Here is a 19,153-nt window from a genome sequence, read left to right as displayed (position 1 = left end):
GGCTTACTCCTTGGGTGCCAGCGGTACGATCTGGCCGTCAACGAAGTGGGTGAACAGGTAGTCCTGTGGCCCCAGTGCGTCGTGCTTGCTGGCGCTGAACGGCTGCTGGTAATGCTTGATCAGCCCGTCGTATTCACCGATGGCGTAGAAGCCGTCGCGCACCGCTTTACCCTCGGTGCTGCCGGCCTTGGCGATGGCCATTGCGGTGAGGTGCAAGGCGTCGTAGGCGTTGGCGATTCCCACCGCAGGAGTAACGTCGGCCAGCGTCTTGATTTGCGGGTAAGCGCTTTTCAGCGCGGCCAGCAGCGCGTCGCCCTTGGCGCTGTTGTGCTCGGTGAACACGTAGGTCTGAATGAAATGCACGCGCGAGGCATTCGGCCCCGCCAGTTCGCCAAAGCGCCCGCCCGCCGGGCCCCAGTGCGACACCACGGGCACGTCCCAACCCATGCGATCCAGGGACTTGACCACCTGCGCCGACGGGCCGACGTTGCCGACCATCAACAAGGTGTCAGCGCCTGCGTTTTTCAGGCGCGTGAGTTGCGGCACCACGTCCAAGTCGCTGTCCTGAATACGCTCGACACCCGCATTGGCCAGCCCGCGTTTTTCCAGCGCGCGCTTGAAACCCGCTTCGTTGGATTCGCCCCAGGGATTGTTGATCAGGATCATCCCGGGCTTTTTCATGCCGTTGTCCACGCCGTACTTCACCAGCGCTTCGTCCACCAGCTCGTCGACGGCCGAGACGCGGAACACGTAGTTATCCGCCGCGCCGTTCTCGGTGATTTTCGTGCCTGCTGCCCAGATGCCCATAAACGGGACTTTCAACTGATTAGCCAGGGGCACGATGGCCAGCGATACCGGCGTATCCAAGCCACCGAACAGCACGGTGACCTTCTCGCGCTGCACCAATTCGCGCGCCGCCAGCATGCCTTTGGATGGGTTGCTTTCATCGTCGCGGCGCACCAGTTCCAGTTGACGACCGAGCACGCCGCCATTGGCGTTCACTTCGTTGATCGCCATGGTCAGACCACGGGTCAGTGCTTCACCGGATTTGGCTGATTGCCCGGACAGGGCCGCAACCAGACCGACCTTGATAGGCGGCTCGGCGGCATAAGCGCCGCCGAGCACTGCCACGTTGAGCGAGACGACTGCTGCTACAGGACGTAGCAGACGTTGCAGCTGTGGAAATCGAACGGCCATCGTTTTTCTCCTGATTGCTAGCATTTGCATATTTATTGCTAGCAAGTACGATGCCAGTCGCCGCGCCGCGCTACACCGCGGCTTGCGCCCAAGCGCTTGCCTGTTTTGGCACTTAAATCAGGCAGGCTGCACCATGCGGAGGCGTTCTCAACGTTCTTGAATCAGGAGTAAGTCGCTATGCCGGACCTTAACGAAGCGGTACAGATTGTTAGCAATTTCCTCGGAGCATCCATGGCGCCCGACCCGGTAAAAGCGGCGACCTTCATGAGCGACGACGTGAAAATCACCTTCACCGGCGGGCGCGTAATGCCGACGCCACAAGCCATCACCGCCTTTAATGGCAGCCGCTATGCCTGGGTCAAAAAAGCCTTGGGCAACTTTGACTGGATGGACCGGGGCGACCACACCGTGGTGTATTCCAACGGCACGCTGTTCGGCCAATGGCCCGACGGCAGCAGCTTTTCCGGCAACCGTTATCTGGACCGCTTCGAAGTGCGCGACGGCAAAATCACCCACATGGACGTCTGGAACGACAGTGCCGAGTGGCTGCTGACGCCGCAGATTGCCAAGGCGTAACGGCCCGTTTGCCGAGCTGGGCGTTGCGTTCGATTCACCGCTCGTCGCTTAACAGCGGCGAAGCGGTTACTTTTTGATCGCTAAATCGCTGCTTTTCCTCCTTCTGCGCTCAGTCTCAGCCTCCCTTTCTAACGATCGATAGCGTCCTGCCGTTCAGATTCCCCTCTCGTTTTTCCTATTTGCGACCTCGATTCATTCGTTGCGCTCGCAACCTCATGATCGGCAAATCCCTACACGTTTGGCGTCGACTACCGCTTGATACCAACTTTTACGCATCAGCTCACCCTGTACGCGCCACCCCCCTTTTTGCTCGATTTTCTAGACAGTCCACCGCAGGGCGTTTGCAAAAAAACCAATGAAATCAAGCGAAGCGGCCGTTTATCGGGGACGACTGTTTCGATTTAAAGAAGTTCAATTCAATGTCGAGAAATGCATAAGTGAATCTGGCGCCAATAAAAAACCATGTAGTAGCATCGTGCCATCACCCGATTCGCCTTAGCGCTTTTACCGCCTCAGTAACAGGAAGTTCGTCGCCGGATATCTGCCGGCTTCGAGAAGTCGCCCACTCGATTTGCCGTTTGGCATGCAGGATTTTATGCGCCCCACGTTCCCCCGCTCGTGCACCCTCGCTGTAAAACGAACTGTTCTCGCCGACGTATTTATTGTGATGTTGGGTGGCTTAACGGCATTGGATGTGGCGGCAGCAACCATTCCTACGCCAGGTTCGGTGCTGAATTCGGTACGCCCGGAAGAGTCGATCATTCCGGCCCCGCAGACTGACTCCATCGAGTTGCCCCAGGCAACGGATAGCCAAACGCTGGACCCCAACGGGAGCCGGGTGCACATCGCGGCGTTTCGTATTGTTGGCAACGACGAAATCGACAGCGCCACGCTGCACGGGCTGATTGATGGCCAAGCCGGCAAGCCGCTCAACCTGTATGAACTGAACCAGGTTGCCCGCCTGATTACCGATCACTACCGCAGCAATGGTTATCCGGTGGCGCGCGCGGTAATTCCGGCGCAGAAAGTCGAGTTCGGCAACGTGACCATCGAGGTCATCGAAGGCCGGATCGACCGTTCGACCTTCACTGGCAACGACCGTTACAGCGACGCTTTTTTGCAGCGGTGGACGCAGTCGCTTGAAGGCCACACGGCCAGAACTGACACCCTCGAAGAGCGCGTGCTGACGCTCAATGACCTGCCCGGCCTGTCGACCCGCGCCGTGCTGACGCCGGGCGCCGAGTACGGCACCACCACCACCGAATTCGTGACCACTGAAAAAGCCTATGAAGGCGAAGTCAGCGTGAACAATTACGGCCGTCGCGAAATTGGCCGGGCGCGTGTGGATGCCGCGCTGAATTTCAATAACCCATTGGGCATTGGCGATCAGGTTGGCGTGCGCAGCAGCTACTCCGAAGCCGGGTTGCTCAAGCTGGGCGGCGTGAATTACAGCCTGCCGCTGAACACCGCCGGCACCCGCCTGGCCTTGAGTTACACCGACATTCGCTACCGCATCGGCGGCGACCTCAGCGTTCTCGATATCAAGGGCAAAAGCCAGTTGGCCAGCGCCACCGTGGTGCACCCGTTCCAGCGCAGCCAGCAGCAGAACGTGTACGGCACGTTTGGTGCGCGCACTTTCCACGGTGAGCAAACCGTGTTGGGTTTTGAAACCTCCGACAACCGCGTTTCGGTCGCCGAATTGGGCACTGCGTGGAACCACGTGGACGATGGCCTCAACGTCGCCACGGCCAGCGCCCGCGCCAGCAGCAACTTCGCCAGCTACAGCGAAACCGACCGCAATGTCGGCCAACGCCTGAAGATTGATGGCGATGCCAGCTACCTCTACAACCTCACTGCGCTGTGGGCCGTGCGCCTCGCCGGTGCGGCGCAGTGGTCGGCCGACACCTTGGCCGACGCGGAAAAATTCAGTCTTGGCGGGCCGTCTTCAGTGCGCGGCTACCCGTCGGCGGACGTGCTCGGTGATCGCGGTCTGTTTGCCAGCCTGGAGCTGCGCTATCGCACCCGCATTCTCACCGCGCCGGGCTACTTCAGTGCCTTTGTCGATGGCGGCCATGTGTCGCGCATCGACCCGGCAGTGGGCAGCGACAAATCGAACTCCATCGGCAGTGCGGGCGTAGGTGCCACGTTCTTCCCGATCAGCGCGCTGCAGCTTGAGCTGCTGGCCGCCGTACCGACCGGCAGTCACGAAACCAGCGACTTCCATGACAGCGGGCGCCTCTGGGCCAACCTGACTACCCGTTTCTGAGCCGGCCTTTTCAAGGCACCTGACGTTCGCCGAGTACATCATGACTAAACACAGCAAAGTTTCCGCTCACGCCACCCTCCCTGTTGCTCCGGCGCTGAAGCCGTTGGTTCGCTCCATCCTTGCCTGGATTCACAGCCCTGTAACGTTGGGCCTGGCGTTCGGTGCCATGCCCATGGTCGCCTTGGCGCAAATGCCCACCGGCGGCCAGGTGATCGCCGGCTCGGCCAACATTGCCACGCCGGACGCCGCGCACACCGTCATCACCCAAGGCTCGGATAAAGCCGTTATCAACTGGCAGTCGTTCTCCATCGGCCAGAACGGCTATGTGCAATTCGTACAGCCAGGCAGCGGCGCGGTGACGTTGAACCGCGTGGTGGGCGTAGACCCGTCGCAAATTCTTGGCCACCTGACGGCCAACGGGCAGATTTTTCTGGTCAACCCCAATGGCGTGTTCTTCAGCCAGAGCGCGGTGGTCGACGTGGGCGGTATCGTGGCCACCACGCTGGACATCAACAACGACGATTTCATGCGCGGTGACTACCGTTTCCAGCGCGCGAACCAGGCGGCGGATCGTGCCACGGTCATCAACGAAGGCAGCATCACCGCGCGCAACGGCGGCTACGTGGTGCTGGCCGGCGACTACGCGGCGAACAAAGGCATTGTGCAGGCGCAGCTCGGCACCGCCATGCTCGCTTCGGGTGATGCCCTGACTCTGCAGACCTCCGGCAGCGGCCTGGTCAGTTACAAAGTCGACAAAGCCACCGTCGCGCAACTGGCCGGCGTGGAAAACAGCGGACAGATTCTCGCCAACGGCGGCCGCGTGATCATGACCGCCGACGTCGCCAATGATCTCGCCGCCACCGTGGTCAATAACTCGGGTCTGGTGCAGGCGCAAAGCCTCGTTGAAAAAGACGGCGCGGTGTATTTCGCGGGCACTGGCGGCAGCGTGGTGAACAGCGGCACCGTCGACGTATCGGCGCACGCAGGCGCCAACGGCGGCAAGGTGGACATCCGCGCCACCGGCGATATCAGCCACGAAGCCGGCAGCCTGATCAACGCCAGCGGCGCGGCCACCGGCACATCGAACGCCGGCACCGTGTACACCTGGGCCGACGGCACCAACCACTACAAGAAAGACGCCAGCATCGTCGCCCGTGGCGGCGCTGAAGGCGGCGATGGCGGCCAGGTCGAGCTGTCGGGCAACACCGTGCTGAACCGCAGCACCGTCGATTTGCGCGCGCCGAAAGGCAAGCTCGGCACCCTGACCCTCGACCCGACGGCCATCACCATCGCCAACGGCGCGGGCATCGATGCCGGCGACCAGAGCACGATTTATGAAGAAAATCTCGAAGCGCAGTTGAAGACCGGCAACATGGTGCTCGCCGCCACCGGCCCGAACGCCAGCATCACCCTCGCCGACCTCACCGACGGCATGCTCGATGGCAGCAACAACGGCGCCGGTGGCTCGTTGACCCTGACCGCCTCGGGCAGCGGCATGCCGACCATCCGCTTCGACAACGTAACCAACACCATCAAGGTCGATAGCGCGTTGAACCTGGCCGTCGACAACGGCGCCGGCAGCCATGCCGTGGGCTCGCTGGCCCTGGGCAATCTCGACGCTGGCACGTCCATCGACCTGAAAGCCGGCAGCATCAGTGCCGGCAACCTCAGCATCGCGAAAACCATCAACAGCAGCACCAACAGCAGCTACAACATCAATGCCCGCGCCTACGCCGGCAACCTCAACCTGGGCAACGTCAAGGTCGATGTCACCAACACGGCAGCAGCCGGCGTCAGTGCGGCGGTCGCCTTGCGTGCCGACGGCGTCATCACGACCGGCGACGTGTCGGCCAAAGCCAAAGGTCTGGGCTACTACAACTACGACTGGAGCACCGCCGGCAACGCCGCACCCAGCTACCTGGGTCAGCAACCGTGGACGCTCGACAGCCAGGGCGACCATGCCATCAAGGCCCAACTGAATATCGAAGCAACCGGCAACGTCAGCACCGGCGCCATCGACGTCAGCGCCATCGACACCAATACCGCGTTCGATACCGACCGCGGTGGTTACTGGCAAACCCAGACCGCCACTCAGCACAACTTCTGGCGTCCGACCGCAGCGTCGGCAAGCGCTACGATTCTGTCGGGCGGCAATGTCAGCATCGGCGGCAAAACCAGCGTCATCGCCGACGGCTACGCCATGAACAGCTACTCGGAAACCGAGAGCTGGCGAACCATGGTCGACAACTTCAACTACACCAGCGGCAGCCAGACGGTTAACACCACCACAACCGACGGCAATGGCCAGCCGGTCAATCAGCAGACGGTGAACAACTACAACAACCTCAAAGGCTCGGTAAAAGGCGCCGGTGGCGACCGCTATATCTGGCAATTCGGCTCGTACACGGTGATCAACGGCGCGAGCGTGAACAACAGCCCGAACATCAACGTGCGCACTGACAGCAGCACCAGCAACCAGACCACCACCCGTTATTCGGGCCTGAGCGGCTTGAGTTCCACACTGGACATAAACGCCGCCGGCTCGGTGAGCATGGATGGCATGGACGTGCGTTCGGTCAACCACTCGGCCTCCGGCAACGCCTCGTACACCGATGCAAACTGGGGCCAGCAAGACACTGCATACGGGTTGAATGGCACCGGTTCGAGCTTCACCTCGGCGAGCCGCGAAGTCGATTACTCCGACACCTTCAACACTGCCTATACCGCTGCGGCGTCCACCTCCACCGCCAACATCACCGCTGGCGGCGCCGTGAACATGGGCGGCGGTTCCAATTACGACGTCATCGCCGGCTTCCCGCAAAGCAGCGTGCCGGGCGCGGCCAGCATGAACGTGCTGGCGCACAACGGGCCGATTTTTATCGGCAGCGACGTCACGGTCAGTGGCTCCAGCGCCAACGACATCACGCTGACCATTCACGCTGACAACGGCGACATCATTGGCTCGGACATGGCCGCCAGCGTTTCCAACGGCTACTACAACGCCGATGCCCGCGCGACCATCAGCACCGATGCCGGCAACATCCACCTGGGCGGTGTGGCGGTAGCGGGTCAGCGCTCGGCATTTGTTGACGTGACCTCGGCCGGCAACCTGAGCATCGACGGCGCCACCAGCGCCGCCTCGATGACTGCCAGCAGCGACGGCATCGCGCAAGCCAACGTCAACCTGTTCGGCACCGGCAATGTGGCCCTTGGTGACGTACTGGCGACGTCCGATCACTTCGTCGACAGCACGGTGTCCGGCTACTACGACGCGGGTCAGGGCCTGGGTTATGACCACCGCGTCTATGGCGGTACTGCGGCTATCAACGTGGCCAGCGGCACCGGCAACGTCGCTCTTAATGGCGATGTAAAAGCCCAGGGTTACGAGACCGCCACCGTGAATGCCACGGCTAATGCGCCAGGCAAAACCCTGACCACCGCAAGCGGCAAAACGCTCAGCACCGCCGCAGTCGGCCAAACCTTTACCACCTCGTCTTACGCTCGCTACCTGCGAGCGCCCACCTACTCGGCCACCACCACGCTCATCGCCGACGGCGGCATGAGCCTGGGCAGCAGCGTTGGCGCGTTGGTCAGCAACGGCAACGGCGCCGGTCTGGTTAGCCTGACCACTAACGGCGGGCCAAGCGCCGCCATTTCTCAGGGCAGCGGCAGCCTGATCAAGGCCAGCGGCAGCACCGGTACGGTCAATGTGAACGCCGGCTCGGCGGCGCCAACGGTCAGCAATGCCGCCACCGTCGACATGCTCGGTGCCATCGTCGGCCAAGGCTCTACCGGCGCCGGCAGCGTGACCGTTAACGCAGCCTCGGGCACCGTCAGCGGCCTGGGCGCCAGCTCCGCCAGCAACACCGCCTCGGTCACCGTCAACGCACTGGACAGCAGCGGCTTGCTGGTACTGGGCGGCAACGGCAGCATCTCCACCAATCTCAACAGCGCCACTGGCGCCCTGCTGACCGTGAACGCCGCCGGCTCGCTGGATTCCAGCGCGGCGACACTCGGTCTGGTCAACTACAACAGCGGCAACGTGGCTGGCGCCCGCGCCGATCTGATCGCCGGCAACGGCTCCAATACCGTCGGTTCGATTGGCGTAAGTGGTTTCAAGGCCGCCGTGCTCAATGCCACCGGCACAGGCGCCGTCATGGCCGCTGGCGCGTCCACGGTCAGCAGCAGCACCCGCGCCGAAGCGAACCTGACATCGAGCAACGCGGCTGTGGGCATCGCTGACGGCGGCTCGCTCGGCGTCACCGCACTCAACGCCCTCGCCACCGCCGATGTGAATCTGAGCGGCGTAACCGGCGCCACCCTCAACGGCAACGCCAGCGCGACCGCCAACAACGGCACCGCCAACCTGGCCATCACGACCACGGGCGGCAGCGGCGCGGCGATCACCCAGGGCGTCAACAGCACCCTGCTGGCACGCGGCGCCACCAGCCTGGTCGCCATCAATGCCGGTGACGCTGCACCCACCTCCGGCAACGCCGCCACCCTGAGTCTGCTGGGCGATGTGCAAGCGCGCAGCGCAGGCGGCACCGCTGGCATCGCCATCACCGGCAAATCGGGCAGCGTGCATGACTTCAGCGTGGAAGGCGGTGTGGCCACCGCCGACATCAACGCGCTGGACGGCGCCCTGGACCTTACCGGTACCGGTTCGGTCACCGGCGTTTCGGTGGGCACCCTGAACGCCACCTCCACCGGCAACCTGAGCACCCGTGGCGCCCTCAGCGCATTGCTGAGCAGCCCGGGCAGCACCGCCCTGCTCAACGTCACCAGCACCAACGGCTTGCTGCTGGTGGACGCCGGTTCGCACCTGTCGGCCAGCAGCGCGCAAGGCAAAGCGGACGTCAACCTCACGGGCGCCACCGGTCTGACCGTTAACGGCAATGTCACCGCGCAGTCCACTTCAAACGACGCCACGGTCGATCTGCTCACCACCGGCGGCACCAGCGCCACCGTCCGCCAGGGCGCCAACAGCACCGTACTGGCAGACGGTAACCGCGCGGCGGTCAGCCTCAACGCCGGCAATGCCACAGCCACATCGGCGAACGCGGCAGACGTAGCGCTGGCTGGTAATCTGAAAGCGCAGGCCACTACCGGCACCGCCGATGTACGGGTTAAAGCAGCGTCTGGCAGCGTGCACGACGTCAGCGCGCAATCGGCCGGCAACGCAGCCACCGTCGCTATCACCAGCCTGGGCGCCAATACGGTGCTGACCCTGAACGGCGCCGGCAGCGTGACCGCCAACGCCAACAGCGGCAGCGCTGCGCTGCTGAACGTTACCAGCGCCGGCTCGCTGCACACGGGCGCCGCCACCCTGAACGCCACTAACCTGAACAGCGGCAGCAACGCCGGCGCGAAGGTAAACCTGGCGGCCAACGGCGGCAGTGCCACCCTGGGCCAGACCACCGTCACCGCTCAAGGCGGCGGTGAAGCTTCGTTACTGGCCAAAGCGGCCGCCAGCCTGACCACCACCGGCAACCTCAGCGCCAGCAACCTGGGCCTGGGCGCCAGTGCCGGCAAGGCTTTGATCGCCCTGCTGACCGTGGGCAACACCAGCGCTGGCGGCAGCATCACGCAGGCCGGCGGCACCACCATCAGCGCCACCACCGCCGGCAATGGCGGCAACGCCACGGTCGACATCCAGGCCAGCGACTGCTGCAGCGCTGCCGTGCAATTGGGCGGCACCGTGAAAGCCAGTGTCGAAACGGGCGCGGGCGATGCCACCGTGGGCGTACGCGGCAATACCGTGGCGGTGAGCACCGTCAGTGCCGCTGCCAAAGGCACCGGCAACGCCATGGTCAACCTTGGCGCGCCGACCTCGTTGGTGCTGAGCGGCCCGCTCAGTGTCAGCGCTGCGGATGCGAGCAAGCGCGCGGATCTGAAACTGGTTTCCGACCGTCTCACCGACAGCGCACCCACCATCACCCTGTCCACCGGCAACGGTCACGTGCAGTTGGCGTCGTTCAACACCAACAACATCATCGGCGTGAACTCCGCCCGCGACTTCGACGCCTCGGTGCAAACCAACTACACGCTCACCACGCTGAAAAAGCTGCTCAATCAGCAGGCCGAAGTGACCTTCGGCGGCGAGTACGATCGCAGCCGCTGGACCCAAGGCACCCCGCAAACCGCTTGGGTTCCAGGCATGGCAGCGTGGGCGAACCAGGTGCAGCAGGTTGGGGACATTCACGTCGCAGGCGACAGCAATATCAACCTGCGCGACGTGAAAATGGTCTTCGACACCACCGGAGTCACCTACTACCACGACATCAACATGAGCACCTGGAGCGTGCCCAACGGCCGCGTGGCAACCTTCGTACAACGGCCGGTGACCAACTACGACCGCTACCTGGACCGCACCGACTTCAGCGTGCAGAACCTCAACCGCGTGGCAGAAGATTCCTTCAACTCAGTTGGCAACAGCTCGTTCGTGGCAACGGCAGGCGGCGCCCAGCGCATTACAGGCAATCTGTTTATGAATGGAGACGGGGTGAACATGGTGCGCACGGCGCTCAAGTCGGATGCGTCGGGCAAAGCGGTAGAGGGCAAAGGCTCAGCGCAAGGCTGTTCCGCAACGGGCGAAGGCAGCGAGCGCTGCGGGTTCTAACGCCGAACCCGCAGCTTCTGAATGCAGCGCCGTTTCTGTAGGAGCGGCTTCAGCCTCGATGTTCTTTTTAGAAAAAATCCAGTCCCCCACGTGGTGACTGGATTTTTTTTGCCCATTCAAGCCGATCATCCAGTGGCCGATACGGTGTTCAGAACCACGTAGAAAGGAGGCTCAACGTGATGGACCGAGGCATTCGTAGCGCGGGATTCCAGCAGCTGGAAAACCGTTTTTACACACGCTTGCTAAGCAAAGCGCCGGACCCCAACGCGAGCAAAATCGCGCCGGTGCCCGAGAACAAAATGCCCACCGTGGGCATCACCTTGTCCATTGGCACCACGCCAAAGGTGGACCCCTACTCCGACGAACCCAAACGGCTTGATGGCTGGCGCTCCAAGCCCCTGCCGGCCGAATTGCTGGCCTCGGTTAACCAGCAGATTCTGACCGAAGGCAAAGACGCCGAGGTGTTCAAAGAGAAGCCCGCCAGTGAAGACCCAACGCGTCTGGCGCTCGTCGAGCAGGCTAACCAGTTCCTTCTGGATAAAGCCAACAACCCCTTCTCTGGGCTGAGTCGGGAAACCTTGTCGACGATCAGCTACGACGACACCAGCACCTACACCACCAGCGAAATTGCCGCCGCCATGCGTGAAATGAACGCCGGCGACTCGCGTTTCTGGGACGAAACCTACAAGCGCATCAACGACGCCGAAATCAAGAACGATAACGACAACGACACCAAACCGATGATGCTCAAAGCCCAGCTCAAACTGCTGACGGGCATGAGCGAGGCTGAAAAATCCACGCTCGACTACACCACTTCGTCACTGACCATCGAGCTGGCCGATTGGGAAAAGGCAGGCTTCGAGACGCCCGACGCCGTCGACTATCCCGAGCTGGAAGAGCCCGAAGCCAGGGTGCTGGCCGCCACCACCGACAAAGAAGGCAAGGCCATCTGGAAGCAGTACGCGGTGAAACTGCTCAGCGCCGACAGCACCAAACTCTCGCTGCTAAACGCGATGCCCAAAGACGATGCCGCCGCTCAGCCAGAGGCCAGCGCCGCAGCCAAAGGCGAGTGGCTGCAGGTGTACGCGCAGATTGATAAGTTTTAAGCCGGTGCAGGGCAACATGCTGCGTCGCCACCGCGCTGCGGGAGTGGCTTGAGCCGCGATGCGTTAAATCAGCCGCGCAAATCCTCTACCCCGAAAGCAAAACCTGAACGCTCGTCCATACTCAGCCAGCTTCGCTCTTGGAAGCGACGGAGACGGGAGGCTGCGTATGCTCGATTACATCGCGTTGGGAATTCTGTTTTTTGCGGGCTTGGTGTTGTTCTACGGAATCATCGTGATGCACGACATCCCGTACGAAATCGCCGTACACCGTAACCACCCTCACCAGGACGCCATTCATGCGGCAGGTTGGGTCAGCCTGTTTACGCTGCATGCGCTGTGGCCGTTCTTATGGATCTGGGCCATGTTGTACCGCAGCGACCGCGGCTGGGGCTTCAACCCGGCAACCGGTGCCGCCCTGCCCTCGTCCGACCTCGAGTTTCAACTGAGCGAACTGCGCGAACGCATCGAGCGTCTCGAGCGCGGCGTGCCGGAACCTGAGCCACAGCAGGTGGAGATTCCTACTCCTACATCGACCCAAGCTGCCATCGACAAGGACGTTTAGCCATGGACCTGCTACTAATCCTGACGTACACCGCCATCTGCGTGGCCATCTTCAAAATCTTCCGAATTCCCTTGAACAAATGGACCGTGCCCACCGCCGTGCTCGGCGGCATTCTGCTGATCGGTGCGCTGATTTTTGTGATGAATTACAACCACCCCTACTCCGAAGTGGCGCGCTCGTATTTCGTCACCACGCCCGTGATTCCAGTGGTCACGGGTAAGGTCATCGAGGTGCCGGTGGAAGGCAACCGCATGATCGAAAAAGGTGACGTGCTGTTTCGCATCGATCCCAAGCCATTCGAATGGCGGGTCAAAGCCATCAAGGCGCAGTTAGTGTCCGCCCGCGCCGACCAGAACCGCGCCAGCGAATTGGTCAAACGCGAAGTGGGCAACCGTCGCAACGTCGACCTGGCGACCGCGCAAGTCGACAACCTTGAAGCGCAATTGGGCCTGGCTCAGTTCGAACTGGACAACACCGTGGTGCGTGCGCCGGCGCGCGGCTTCGTCACCCATGTGTCGTTGCGTCCCGGCATGATGGCCAGCCAGTTACCGTTGCGCCCCTCGATGGTGTTCGTGCCGGATGAAGGCCCCTACTTCACCGCGTGGATGCGCCAGAACAGCCAGCTGCGACTGACCCCTGGAGATGAAGCCGAAGTGGCTTTCGATGGCATTCCCGGGAAGGTGTTCGCCGGCAAGGTCAAGCAAGTGCTCGGTGTTATCGGCGAGGGCCAGGTGCAACCTTCGGGCACCTTGATTAGCTACAGCGGCTCGCCGCCACCGGGGCGCGTGCCGGTGATTATCGAAATCACCGACCCCGCCTACGCCGAGTACGCCGCGCGCATGCCGGGCGGCGCCTATGGCCAGGCGGCGTTGTACAGCCAGCACTTTCACCACGTGGCCATCATGCGCAAGATTCTGCTGCGCATGGCGGCCTGGATGAACTACATCTTCCCCTTCCACTAACAGCCCGGCGGAGGATCCACCATGGCCAACGCGAAGAAAAAAAAAGGGCGGGCGACTGCTTGGCTTCATCAGTACGCACTGGCCTTTTAAGCGGGAACGTTCGCCGTTTGCGTCGACTCCATGTACGAGCGACCAATTTTGCAAACGGGGAACGCCTACGTTGTCTGACTCACCCAACGCCAACCGCACTCAGTGGCGGTCTTTTGTGGCCGACACGCTTGCTCTGCTGTTGTTCTTCACCACCACCGGCATCATCAACGAGCGCTTCGTCGCGGGCATGAGCTGGCGACAGGTGTTGGAGGCCCGACTTATTGGCGCTGCATTGATGGTGTTTTGCGGACGGCCCTATGGCCTGTGGCGAGATTGGGTGATGCGCTTCGCCGGCGTTGGCCGCCTGTCGCAGCTGGCCTGGGATTCCCTCGCCCTGTTGAGTTTTCAGGTGCCCATCTATGCCGCGTTGCTGGCGTTGGCCGGCGCCGACGGCCAGGCCGTGTTGCGCGGCACGCTGGGCGTATGCGTCATCATGCTGGTACTGGGGCGCCCGTACGGCGCCTTTCTCAACGTGGTTCGACGTGGATTTGGATTGCCTGAGGGTGGCGAACGGCCCATGTCATTGAAGCGTTGAGCGCCCGTACTGGCCCTGCTTGCTGCTCACTGTTCCTGGGAATGCTTGTCCGCCACTACCCCATGCGCCTGCTGCCCGGCCGCCGCGCTGAACATGCCTAACGAGTCCAGCGATGGAACACGGCCCAGGCAGCTTCTGCGACATAGCACACCTGATTGCAATTCCAGAGAAATGCGGCTGAGCGTGTCGGCGTTTTCCATTAAGCCTTGCGCAGCATCCCAGATGCGTGTCGCGGTTTCGTTGTTTTGCGCGTAGCGCGACAGCTCCATGAGCAACGTGTAGGCCCGACGGCTCTCTACCGCGTTCTGCTGCAATGACCGGAACATTAACCACGTGGAAGTTGCCATGGGATTCTCCTAAGACTGAACACGCACTGAGCAGCTGCTCGTGCTGATGTGCTGATGTGCTGATGTGCTTAGTTTTAGGGATGCCGTCCGATCAGCTAGTAGGGAAAAGCTCACGTACGCGTAGGGAACGCGGGATAGTTTGTTGATAGCGCACCAGCGCTCGGTAAGTTGCGCCAAACCATGCCCCCGCCTCGTAGCCCACCAGCCCGCTGGAGCCCGAACCCGTGGGCAACTTTCACATCACGCTGTTTCGCTGCAAATCACTGACATGCCCAACGTTGGCCGCAACCAGTCGCTCCAGCAACTCAGCGCGGGCCTGGCCGCCGCCTGCGCGCACAAATTCAAGCTCTGCGGCGGTCAGCACCACGATGGGCACCAACCTCACGGGTGACAGCGGCATGTCATCGAGCACGTCGTTGAAGTCCGGTTTAGGAGCGCCAAGCAGCACGCCGAGGGCGTCGTCTTCGGTGACGAAAAGCGCTGGCAGTGCCGCACCGATGGCGCGAGATTGGCTGACGCCCGGCAGCTCCATCGACAACGCACCGTATTGCTCCAACTGCGCGGTAATGCCACCGGCGTCAGCCACAATCTGCGCGACGTGCTCAAGCAGTTCGAAGGCCCAGGAATCACTTAACGTCGACACATCACCGGGCGTGCCGCGATGCGCTTCAGCAATGTCTGCCGTTTCAACAAACAGCTCCATTTCAAAGCCGTTGCCGAACCCTTCAGCATCATCGAACGGGTCGCTCAGGCCATCGCTGGCCAGAAGAATCCGCTCACCACGACGCACCACGCGGTACGCCTGGCGTGTCGACGGCCACGCCGGCCCGCCTGTGAAGGAAGGACTGAGAAAATATCCGAGCACGTCCTTTTCCACCGATCCCACGCTCTGCCAGTGACGGTCCAGCGCGGCATGGGTGGCCCTGCGCGCTTCGTCAGCGCTGTCTACCAGAGAAGGCTCCGCCAGGCAGGCTGCCGGCTCGGCGGCGGATTCGGTGGAGGGGCGAAGTGCGTTACGCAATCTGTCGAATAAGCTCATGGGCAATCCTTGCATGGAGATATGAAGAGCCGGTCAAACGCGGTCTCAGTAGGAGCGAGCTTGCTCGCGAAGCTTTTAACCAACATAGAAGCGAGCTTGCTCGCGAAGCTTGCGATCAACAGCCGGGCTTAATCGTAAGCAAACTGGTCAACCAACCCCAGCCTGGGCACCCGACTGTTGGGCAGCAGCAAAGCGCCGGGAGCGATGACGGCGTTTGCGCCGATCTTGCTGCCATCCCCCACCAGCGCGCCGAACTTGTTTACGGCCGTGTCGATTACCTGATCGCCGTGGCGAATCTTAATGGCTGCACCGTCCAGTTCATTGCGGTAATTGGCGATGATTGCGCCGGCTTCGATGTTCACGCCCTCGCCAATCAATGAATCGCCTACAAAATTGAAATGCGCCAACTTGCTGCCCGCCAGCATAAAGCTGCTTTTGATTTCGCAGCTCGGCCCAACAATGCAATGACTGCCGAGGAAAACGCCCCCACGCAAGTACGCGCCCGCCGCAACGAATGCACCTTTACCCACAATGATGGCGCCCTTGAGCACCGCGCCTTCCTCGACGGTGGCGCTTTCATGAATGGCGCAATCTGCGTAGCGCCGATACCCCTCTGGCAGCCGCGTCAGCAGCGCCAGCACGTGTTCCTCGCATGCCTGCGTCACCTGCCAAGCGGCAACGGGGTCCAGGCCAAGCGTGTCCCATCGGGCAATGAATGTACGGATCTCGGGTTCGTTCAACGCAGCGCTTCCTGTCGAGTGGGGCTCGCAAACGTAGATCGGCGATAGGCCAATTAATTCATTTACCGCCTGCACCTGCGGGCCACGCCGCGCTGACCTCAGGCGCCTTCGCGCCGGCCCAGGGTTGTTCCACACGCACCGCCATGTCCCGCCAGACGGCACTCATGCTTGTTCCAGGCCGGACGATAATTTGCGTAAGCCAACAACAAAAAACGGGAGCCCCCTGCATGCGCCAGCTCAAAATCGCCCCTCGCGCCATCATCAGTTTTTCCCTCATTGGGGTGCTGGTGATTCTGTTGGGTTTGTTTGCCATGTATCAGCTGAAATCGGTACGTCAACAAGGGGAAGACCTCTCTGACAAAGGCATTCCCAGCCTCTCGGCGCTCAGTAGCCTGAACGAAAGCATGCTGCGCCTGCGCATCACCGCCTACCGCCTGCTGGTTGACCGCGACGCAGACAAACTCGTGGCAACGGTGGCGCGTATTGATGAGCTGAGCGGCCAGGTCGATCAGGCGTTGGCGCGCTATGAAAAACTCATCGACGACGACCAGGAGCGCGCCCAGTACCAAAGCTTTCAGCGCGTGGTCAACGATTACAAAGCGGCCAACCGGGAGCTGGTGCAGCTTTCCAACGCCAACCAGCCCGACGCGATGCGCGCGCTGTTGGGCGGCACCTACAAAAAAGCCTCGGATGAATTGGGCGTGCAGATGGCGGCGCTCATCAAAATCAACCAGGACGGCGCCGCCGATTCCGATAAAAAGGCCGATACAGGTTATGCCGCTGCGATGACTGGCGTGATGGTGTTTATCGCCGTTGCCACGGTGCTCACCGGCTTTATGGCCTTGCTGTTCACGCGCAGCATTACCCGGCCTTTAACCGAAGCCGTGGCGGTGGCTCAGGTGATTGCCAAGGGAGATCTGACCGAGTCGATTAGCGTGACCGGAGCAGACGAGCCCGCCCAACTGCTGGCCGCGCTCAAGGTGATGCAACAAAACCTGAAGCAGACCATTTCCGCGATCGCCGACTCTTCTAATCAGTTGGCCTCTGCCGCCGAAGAACTGAACGCCGTCACGGAAGATTCCACTCGCGGGCTGCACCAGCAGAGCAACGAAATCGACCAAGCCGCCACCGCCGTTAATGAAATGACCGCTGCGGTAGATGAGGTGGCGCGCAATGCCGTCGCGACCTTCGAGGCATCCAAAGAATCCACCCAGACCGCCAAGCATGGTCAGCAACAGGTGACCAAAACCGTCGACTCCATTGGGCTGCTATCGGACGACGTCACCCGTACCGCCGAACAAGTGAGAAACCTGGGCGACGGCGTGAGCAGCATCAGCAAGGTGCTCGATGTGATTCGCGCCATCGCCGAGCAAACCAACCTGCTGGCGCTCAACGCCGCCATTGAAGCGGCGCGGGCAGGCGAAGCCGGACGCGGGTTTGCCGTGGTGGCCGACGAAGTGCGCGCCTTGGCACACCGCACGCAAACCTCGACGCAGGAAATCGAGCAGATGATCGGCACCATCCAGCAAGGTTCAGCCGGCGCCATGAGTGCGATGGAAACCAGCACCCAGCGTGCTCGTCAGACCCTTGAAATTGCCCAGGACGCCGGCGGAGCCTTGCAGCGCATCACCGATGCGATCAGCCAGATCAGCGAACGAAACCTGGTCATTGCCAGCGCCTCGGAAGAGCAAGCCCAGGTGGCTCGCGAGGTTGATCGAAACCTGGTCAACATCCGCGACCTGAGCGTGCAAACCTCTGCTGGCGCTAACCAAACCACGGCTGCCAGTCAGGAGTTGTCCCACCTGGCGACCAGCCTGAATGCGCTGGTGAGCCGCTTCTCGATCTGAAGCGAGGCTGAACGCCCCTGCAAAGCCCGGCACACGCCGGGCTTTTTCTTGTCAGGCCGGCGCGTCCAACAGCACCCACAGCTCGGTAATCTTGCCGTCCGTGATGTGCGCCACATCCACGCCACTGACCACCACCGGCCCGTTTTTCGGCCCGGCCTGCCAGCGCAAATAACCCAAACCGTGGTGCCCGATCGCGGGGCCGGTCGGGGTGAAAGCGAAGTCGTCGCCAAACTGTTCAAGCAACGCGCCCGCCACCTCGCTGATGGCGGCTTGGCCGTGGACGATGCCGGCCGGTTCATACAGCCTCGGCGCGCTGGCGAACAACTCGCTCACGGCGGTCGCGCGCGTAGCCGCGTTACGTTCGTTGAACACGCGCTCAAGGTTGGCGCGCAGCAGCGCGTCGAAGTCGGGTTCGTGGGGTGCTGTGGAGTCGGTCATAAGTCACCTGTTCAGAAGGTTGCAACGTCGCCGGAGTGGGCGACGTTGAAGGGGTTGCTGTCAGGCGGTGAAGCCGCCGTCCACAAGCAGTTCAGCGCCGCTGACAAAGCCGGCCTCGGCACTGGCCAGGTAAGCCACGGCGCTGGCGATGTCTTTGCCTTCACCGTAGCGGCCCACGGCAATGTTGGGGCGAACAAAGTCGGCAACGGCGCCGTCGGCCGGGTTCATGTCGCTGTCGGTTGGGCCGGGGTGCACGGTGTTCACGGTAATGCCGCGCGGCCCCAGGTCGCGTACCAGGCCGCGGCTGAAGCCGGCCACAGCGCCCTTGGTCAGGGTGTACACCGAGGCCGTGGCGAACGCGGCGTACTGCACCATCGAGCTGCCGATGTGAATGATGCGGCCACCCTCGCCCATGTGCTTGAGCGCTTGCTGCGTGGCGACGAAGACGCCGGTCACGTTGACGGCCAGAATCCGTTGGAAGTCGTCGAAGGCGATGTCTTGCGGTGCGCCGAGCACGCTGATGCCGGCGTTGTTAACCAGAATATCGATGCGACCAAAACGCTCAGCCACGTCCTCGATGGCAGCGCGAACCGCGTTGGCATCGCCCGCTTCGGCGCGCAGCGCCACCGCCTGGCCGCCCGCTGCGGTAATGGCGGCAACCACGGCTTCGGCACTGCTTGCCGAGGCGTTGTAAGTGATGGCGACCGTGGCGCCGTCGGCGGCCAGGCGCTTGGCAATGGCGGCGCCGATGCTGCGCGATCCGCCGGTAACGACGGCGATTTTGCCTGCAAGTGAGCGAGTGTCAGTGGTCATGGTTGAAGCCTCG

14 protein-coding genes and 1 pseudogene are annotated in these 19,153 nt (G+C 62.1%); 9 read left to right on the top strand and 6 right to left on the bottom strand.

What is annotated here, in order from left to right; all coding sequences use genetic code 11:
- Nucleotides 1-3 precede the first annotated feature (3 nt).
- Nucleotides 4-1,197, bottom strand: a complete 1,194-nt coding sequence (locus tag AC0IW7_RS12245; RefSeq protein ID WP_471818246.1) for an ABC transporter substrate-binding protein — start codon at nucleotides 1,195-1,197, stop codon at nucleotides 4-6.
- A 177-nt stretch (nucleotides 1,198-1,374) separates the two neighbouring features.
- On the opposite strand from AC0IW7_RS12245, the gene AC0IW7_RS12240 reads away from it, so the two are divergent.
- The 7 genes from AC0IW7_RS12240 to alaE all read left to right on the top strand — a co-directional run bounded on the left by AC0IW7_RS12240 (nucleotide 1,375) and on the right by alaE (nucleotide 13,916).
- Nucleotides 1,375-1,773 carry a nuclear transport factor 2 family protein gene (locus tag AC0IW7_RS12240; RefSeq protein WP_471818244.1) on the top strand — a complete coding sequence of 133 codons (399 nt, stop codon included), beginning with the start codon at nucleotides 1,375-1,377 and terminating at the stop codon, nucleotides 1,771-1,773.
- A 595-nt stretch (nucleotides 1,774-2,368) separates the two neighbouring features.
- The gene (locus AC0IW7_RS12235) at nucleotides 2,369-4,039 is read left to right on the top strand and encodes a ShlB/FhaC/HecB family hemolysin secretion/activation protein (RefSeq protein ID WP_463383221.1); all 1,671 of its coding nucleotides are present in this window, start codon (nucleotides 2,369-2,371) and stop codon (nucleotides 4,037-4,039) included.
- Nucleotides 4,040-4,079: 40 nt separating this feature from the next.
- Entirely contained in the window at nucleotides 4,080-10,661 is a 6,582-nt protein-coding gene (locus AC0IW7_RS12230; RefSeq protein WP_471818242.1) for a two-partner secretion domain-containing protein, read from the top strand.
- Between the two features lie 179 nt (nucleotides 10,662-10,840).
- Nucleotides 10,841-11,767: a hypothetical protein gene (locus tag AC0IW7_RS12225; RefSeq protein WP_471818240.1), complete on the top strand. Its 927-nt coding sequence runs from the start codon at nucleotides 10,841-10,843 to the stop codon at nucleotides 11,765-11,767.
- Nucleotides 11,768-11,933: 166 nt separating this feature from the next.
- Nucleotides 11,934-12,329, top strand: a complete 396-nt coding sequence (locus AC0IW7_RS12220; protein ID WP_471818238.1) for a DUF3302 domain-containing protein — start codon at nucleotides 11,934-11,936, stop codon at nucleotides 12,327-12,329.
- 2 nt (nucleotides 12,330-12,331) lie between these two features.
- A complete protein-coding gene (locus AC0IW7_RS12215; RefSeq protein ID WP_471818236.1) occupies nucleotides 12,332-13,291 on the top strand; it encodes an HlyD family secretion protein in 960 nt (319 codons plus the stop codon).
- Nucleotides 13,292-13,451: 160 nt separating this feature from the next.
- On the top strand, nucleotides 13,452-13,916 hold the full coding sequence (alaE, locus tag AC0IW7_RS12210) for an L-alanine exporter AlaE (protein ID WP_471818234.1): 465 nt from the start codon (nucleotides 13,452-13,454) through the stop codon (nucleotides 13,914-13,916).
- A gap of 26 nt (nucleotides 13,917-13,942) precedes the next feature.
- On the opposite strand, the gene AC0IW7_RS12205 is transcribed toward alaE, so the two are convergent.
- The 3 genes from AC0IW7_RS12205 to AC0IW7_RS12195 form a co-directional block, all read right to left on the bottom strand.
- Complete coding sequence (locus tag AC0IW7_RS12205; RefSeq protein WP_471818232.1) at nucleotides 13,943-14,263, bottom strand: hypothetical protein; 321 nt, start codon at nucleotides 14,261-14,263, stop codon at nucleotides 13,943-13,945.
- A 235-nt stretch (nucleotides 14,264-14,498) separates the two neighbouring features.
- Nucleotides 14,499-15,302 carry a suppressor of fused domain protein gene (locus AC0IW7_RS12200; RefSeq protein ID WP_471818231.1) on the bottom strand — a complete coding sequence of 268 codons (804 nt, stop codon included), beginning with the start codon at nucleotides 15,300-15,302 and terminating at the stop codon, nucleotides 14,499-14,501.
- 128 nt (nucleotides 15,303-15,430) lie between these two features.
- Nucleotides 15,431-16,042 carry an LbetaH domain-containing protein gene (locus AC0IW7_RS12195; protein ID WP_463383229.1) on the bottom strand — a complete coding sequence of 204 codons (612 nt, stop codon included), beginning with the start codon at nucleotides 16,040-16,042 and terminating at the stop codon, nucleotides 15,431-15,433.
- Between the two features lie 143 nt (nucleotides 16,043-16,185).
- On the opposite strand from AC0IW7_RS12195, the pseudogene AC0IW7_RS12190 reads away from it, so the two are divergent.
- Together AC0IW7_RS12190 and AC0IW7_RS12185 are read left to right on the top strand one after the other, a co-directional pair.
- Nucleotides 16,186-17,034: pseudogene (locus AC0IW7_RS12190) on the top strand (MCP four helix bundle domain-containing protein); the annotation flags it as partial.
- Nucleotides 17,026-17,889, top strand: coding sequence for a methyl-accepting chemotaxis protein (locus AC0IW7_RS12185; RefSeq protein WP_471818353.1), 864 nt, complete (start codon nucleotides 17,026-17,028; stop codon nucleotides 17,887-17,889). The pseudogene AC0IW7_RS12190 and the gene AC0IW7_RS12185, both read left to right, overlap by 9 nt.
- Nucleotides 17,890-17,940: 51 nt before the next feature.
- On the opposite strand, the gene AC0IW7_RS12180 is transcribed toward AC0IW7_RS12185, so the two are convergent.
- Together AC0IW7_RS12180 and AC0IW7_RS12175 are read right to left on the bottom strand one after the other, a co-directional pair.
- Nucleotides 17,941-18,327: a nuclear transport factor 2 family protein gene (locus tag AC0IW7_RS12180; RefSeq protein WP_471818230.1), complete on the bottom strand. Its 387-nt coding sequence runs from the start codon at nucleotides 18,325-18,327 to the stop codon at nucleotides 17,941-17,943.
- A 60-nt stretch (nucleotides 18,328-18,387) separates the two neighbouring features.
- The gene (locus tag AC0IW7_RS12175; protein WP_471818229.1) at nucleotides 18,388-19,140 is read right to left on the bottom strand and encodes an SDR family oxidoreductase; all 753 of its coding nucleotides are present in this window, start codon (nucleotides 19,138-19,140) and stop codon (nucleotides 18,388-18,390) included.
- Between the last annotated feature and the right edge of the window lie 13 nt (nucleotides 19,141-19,153).

It is taken from the genome of Pseudomonas sp. AC229 (assembly GCF_979254655.1).
Note: the sequence above shows the minus strand (reverse complement) of the source record. Positions and strands in the feature narration are given on the sequence as shown.

Coding starts and splice junctions, on each gene's coding strand:
- AC0IW7_RS12245 (WP_471818246.1), bottom strand. CDS start 1,197: ATGGCCGTTCGATTTCCACAGCTGCAACGTCTGCTACGTCCTGTAGCA.
- AC0IW7_RS12240 (WP_471818244.1), top strand. CDS start 1,375: ATGCCGGACCTTAACGAAGCGGTACAGATTGTTAGCAATTTCCTCGGA.
- AC0IW7_RS12235 (WP_463383221.1), top strand. CDS start 2,369: ATGCGCCCCACGTTCCCCCGCTCGTGCACCCTCGCTGTAAAACGAACT.
- AC0IW7_RS12230 (WP_471818242.1), top strand. CDS start 4,080: ATGACTAAACACAGCAAAGTTTCCGCTCACGCCACCCTCCCTGTTGCT.
- AC0IW7_RS12225 (WP_471818240.1), top strand. CDS start 10,841: ATGGACCGAGGCATTCGTAGCGCGGGATTCCAGCAGCTGGAAAACCGT.
- AC0IW7_RS12220 (WP_471818238.1), top strand. CDS start 11,934: ATGCTCGATTACATCGCGTTGGGAATTCTGTTTTTTGCGGGCTTGGTG.
- AC0IW7_RS12215 (WP_471818236.1), top strand. CDS start 12,332: ATGGACCTGCTACTAATCCTGACGTACACCGCCATCTGCGTGGCCATC.
- AC0IW7_RS12205 (WP_471818232.1), bottom strand. CDS start 14,263: ATGGCAACTTCCACGTGGTTAATGTTCCGGTCATTGCAGCAGAACGCG.
- AC0IW7_RS12200 (WP_471818231.1), bottom strand. CDS start 15,302: ATGAGCTTATTCGACAGATTGCGTAACGCACTTCGCCCCTCCACCGAA.
- AC0IW7_RS12185 (WP_471818353.1), top strand. CDS start 17,026: ATGCAACAAAACCTGAAGCAGACCATTTCCGCGATCGCCGACTCTTCT.
- AC0IW7_RS12180 (WP_471818230.1), bottom strand. CDS start 18,327: ATGACCGACTCCACAGCACCCCACGAACCCGACTTCGACGCGCTGCTG.
- AC0IW7_RS12175 (WP_471818229.1), bottom strand. CDS start 19,140: ATGACCACTGACACTCGCTCACTTGCAGGCAAAATCGCCGTCGTTACC.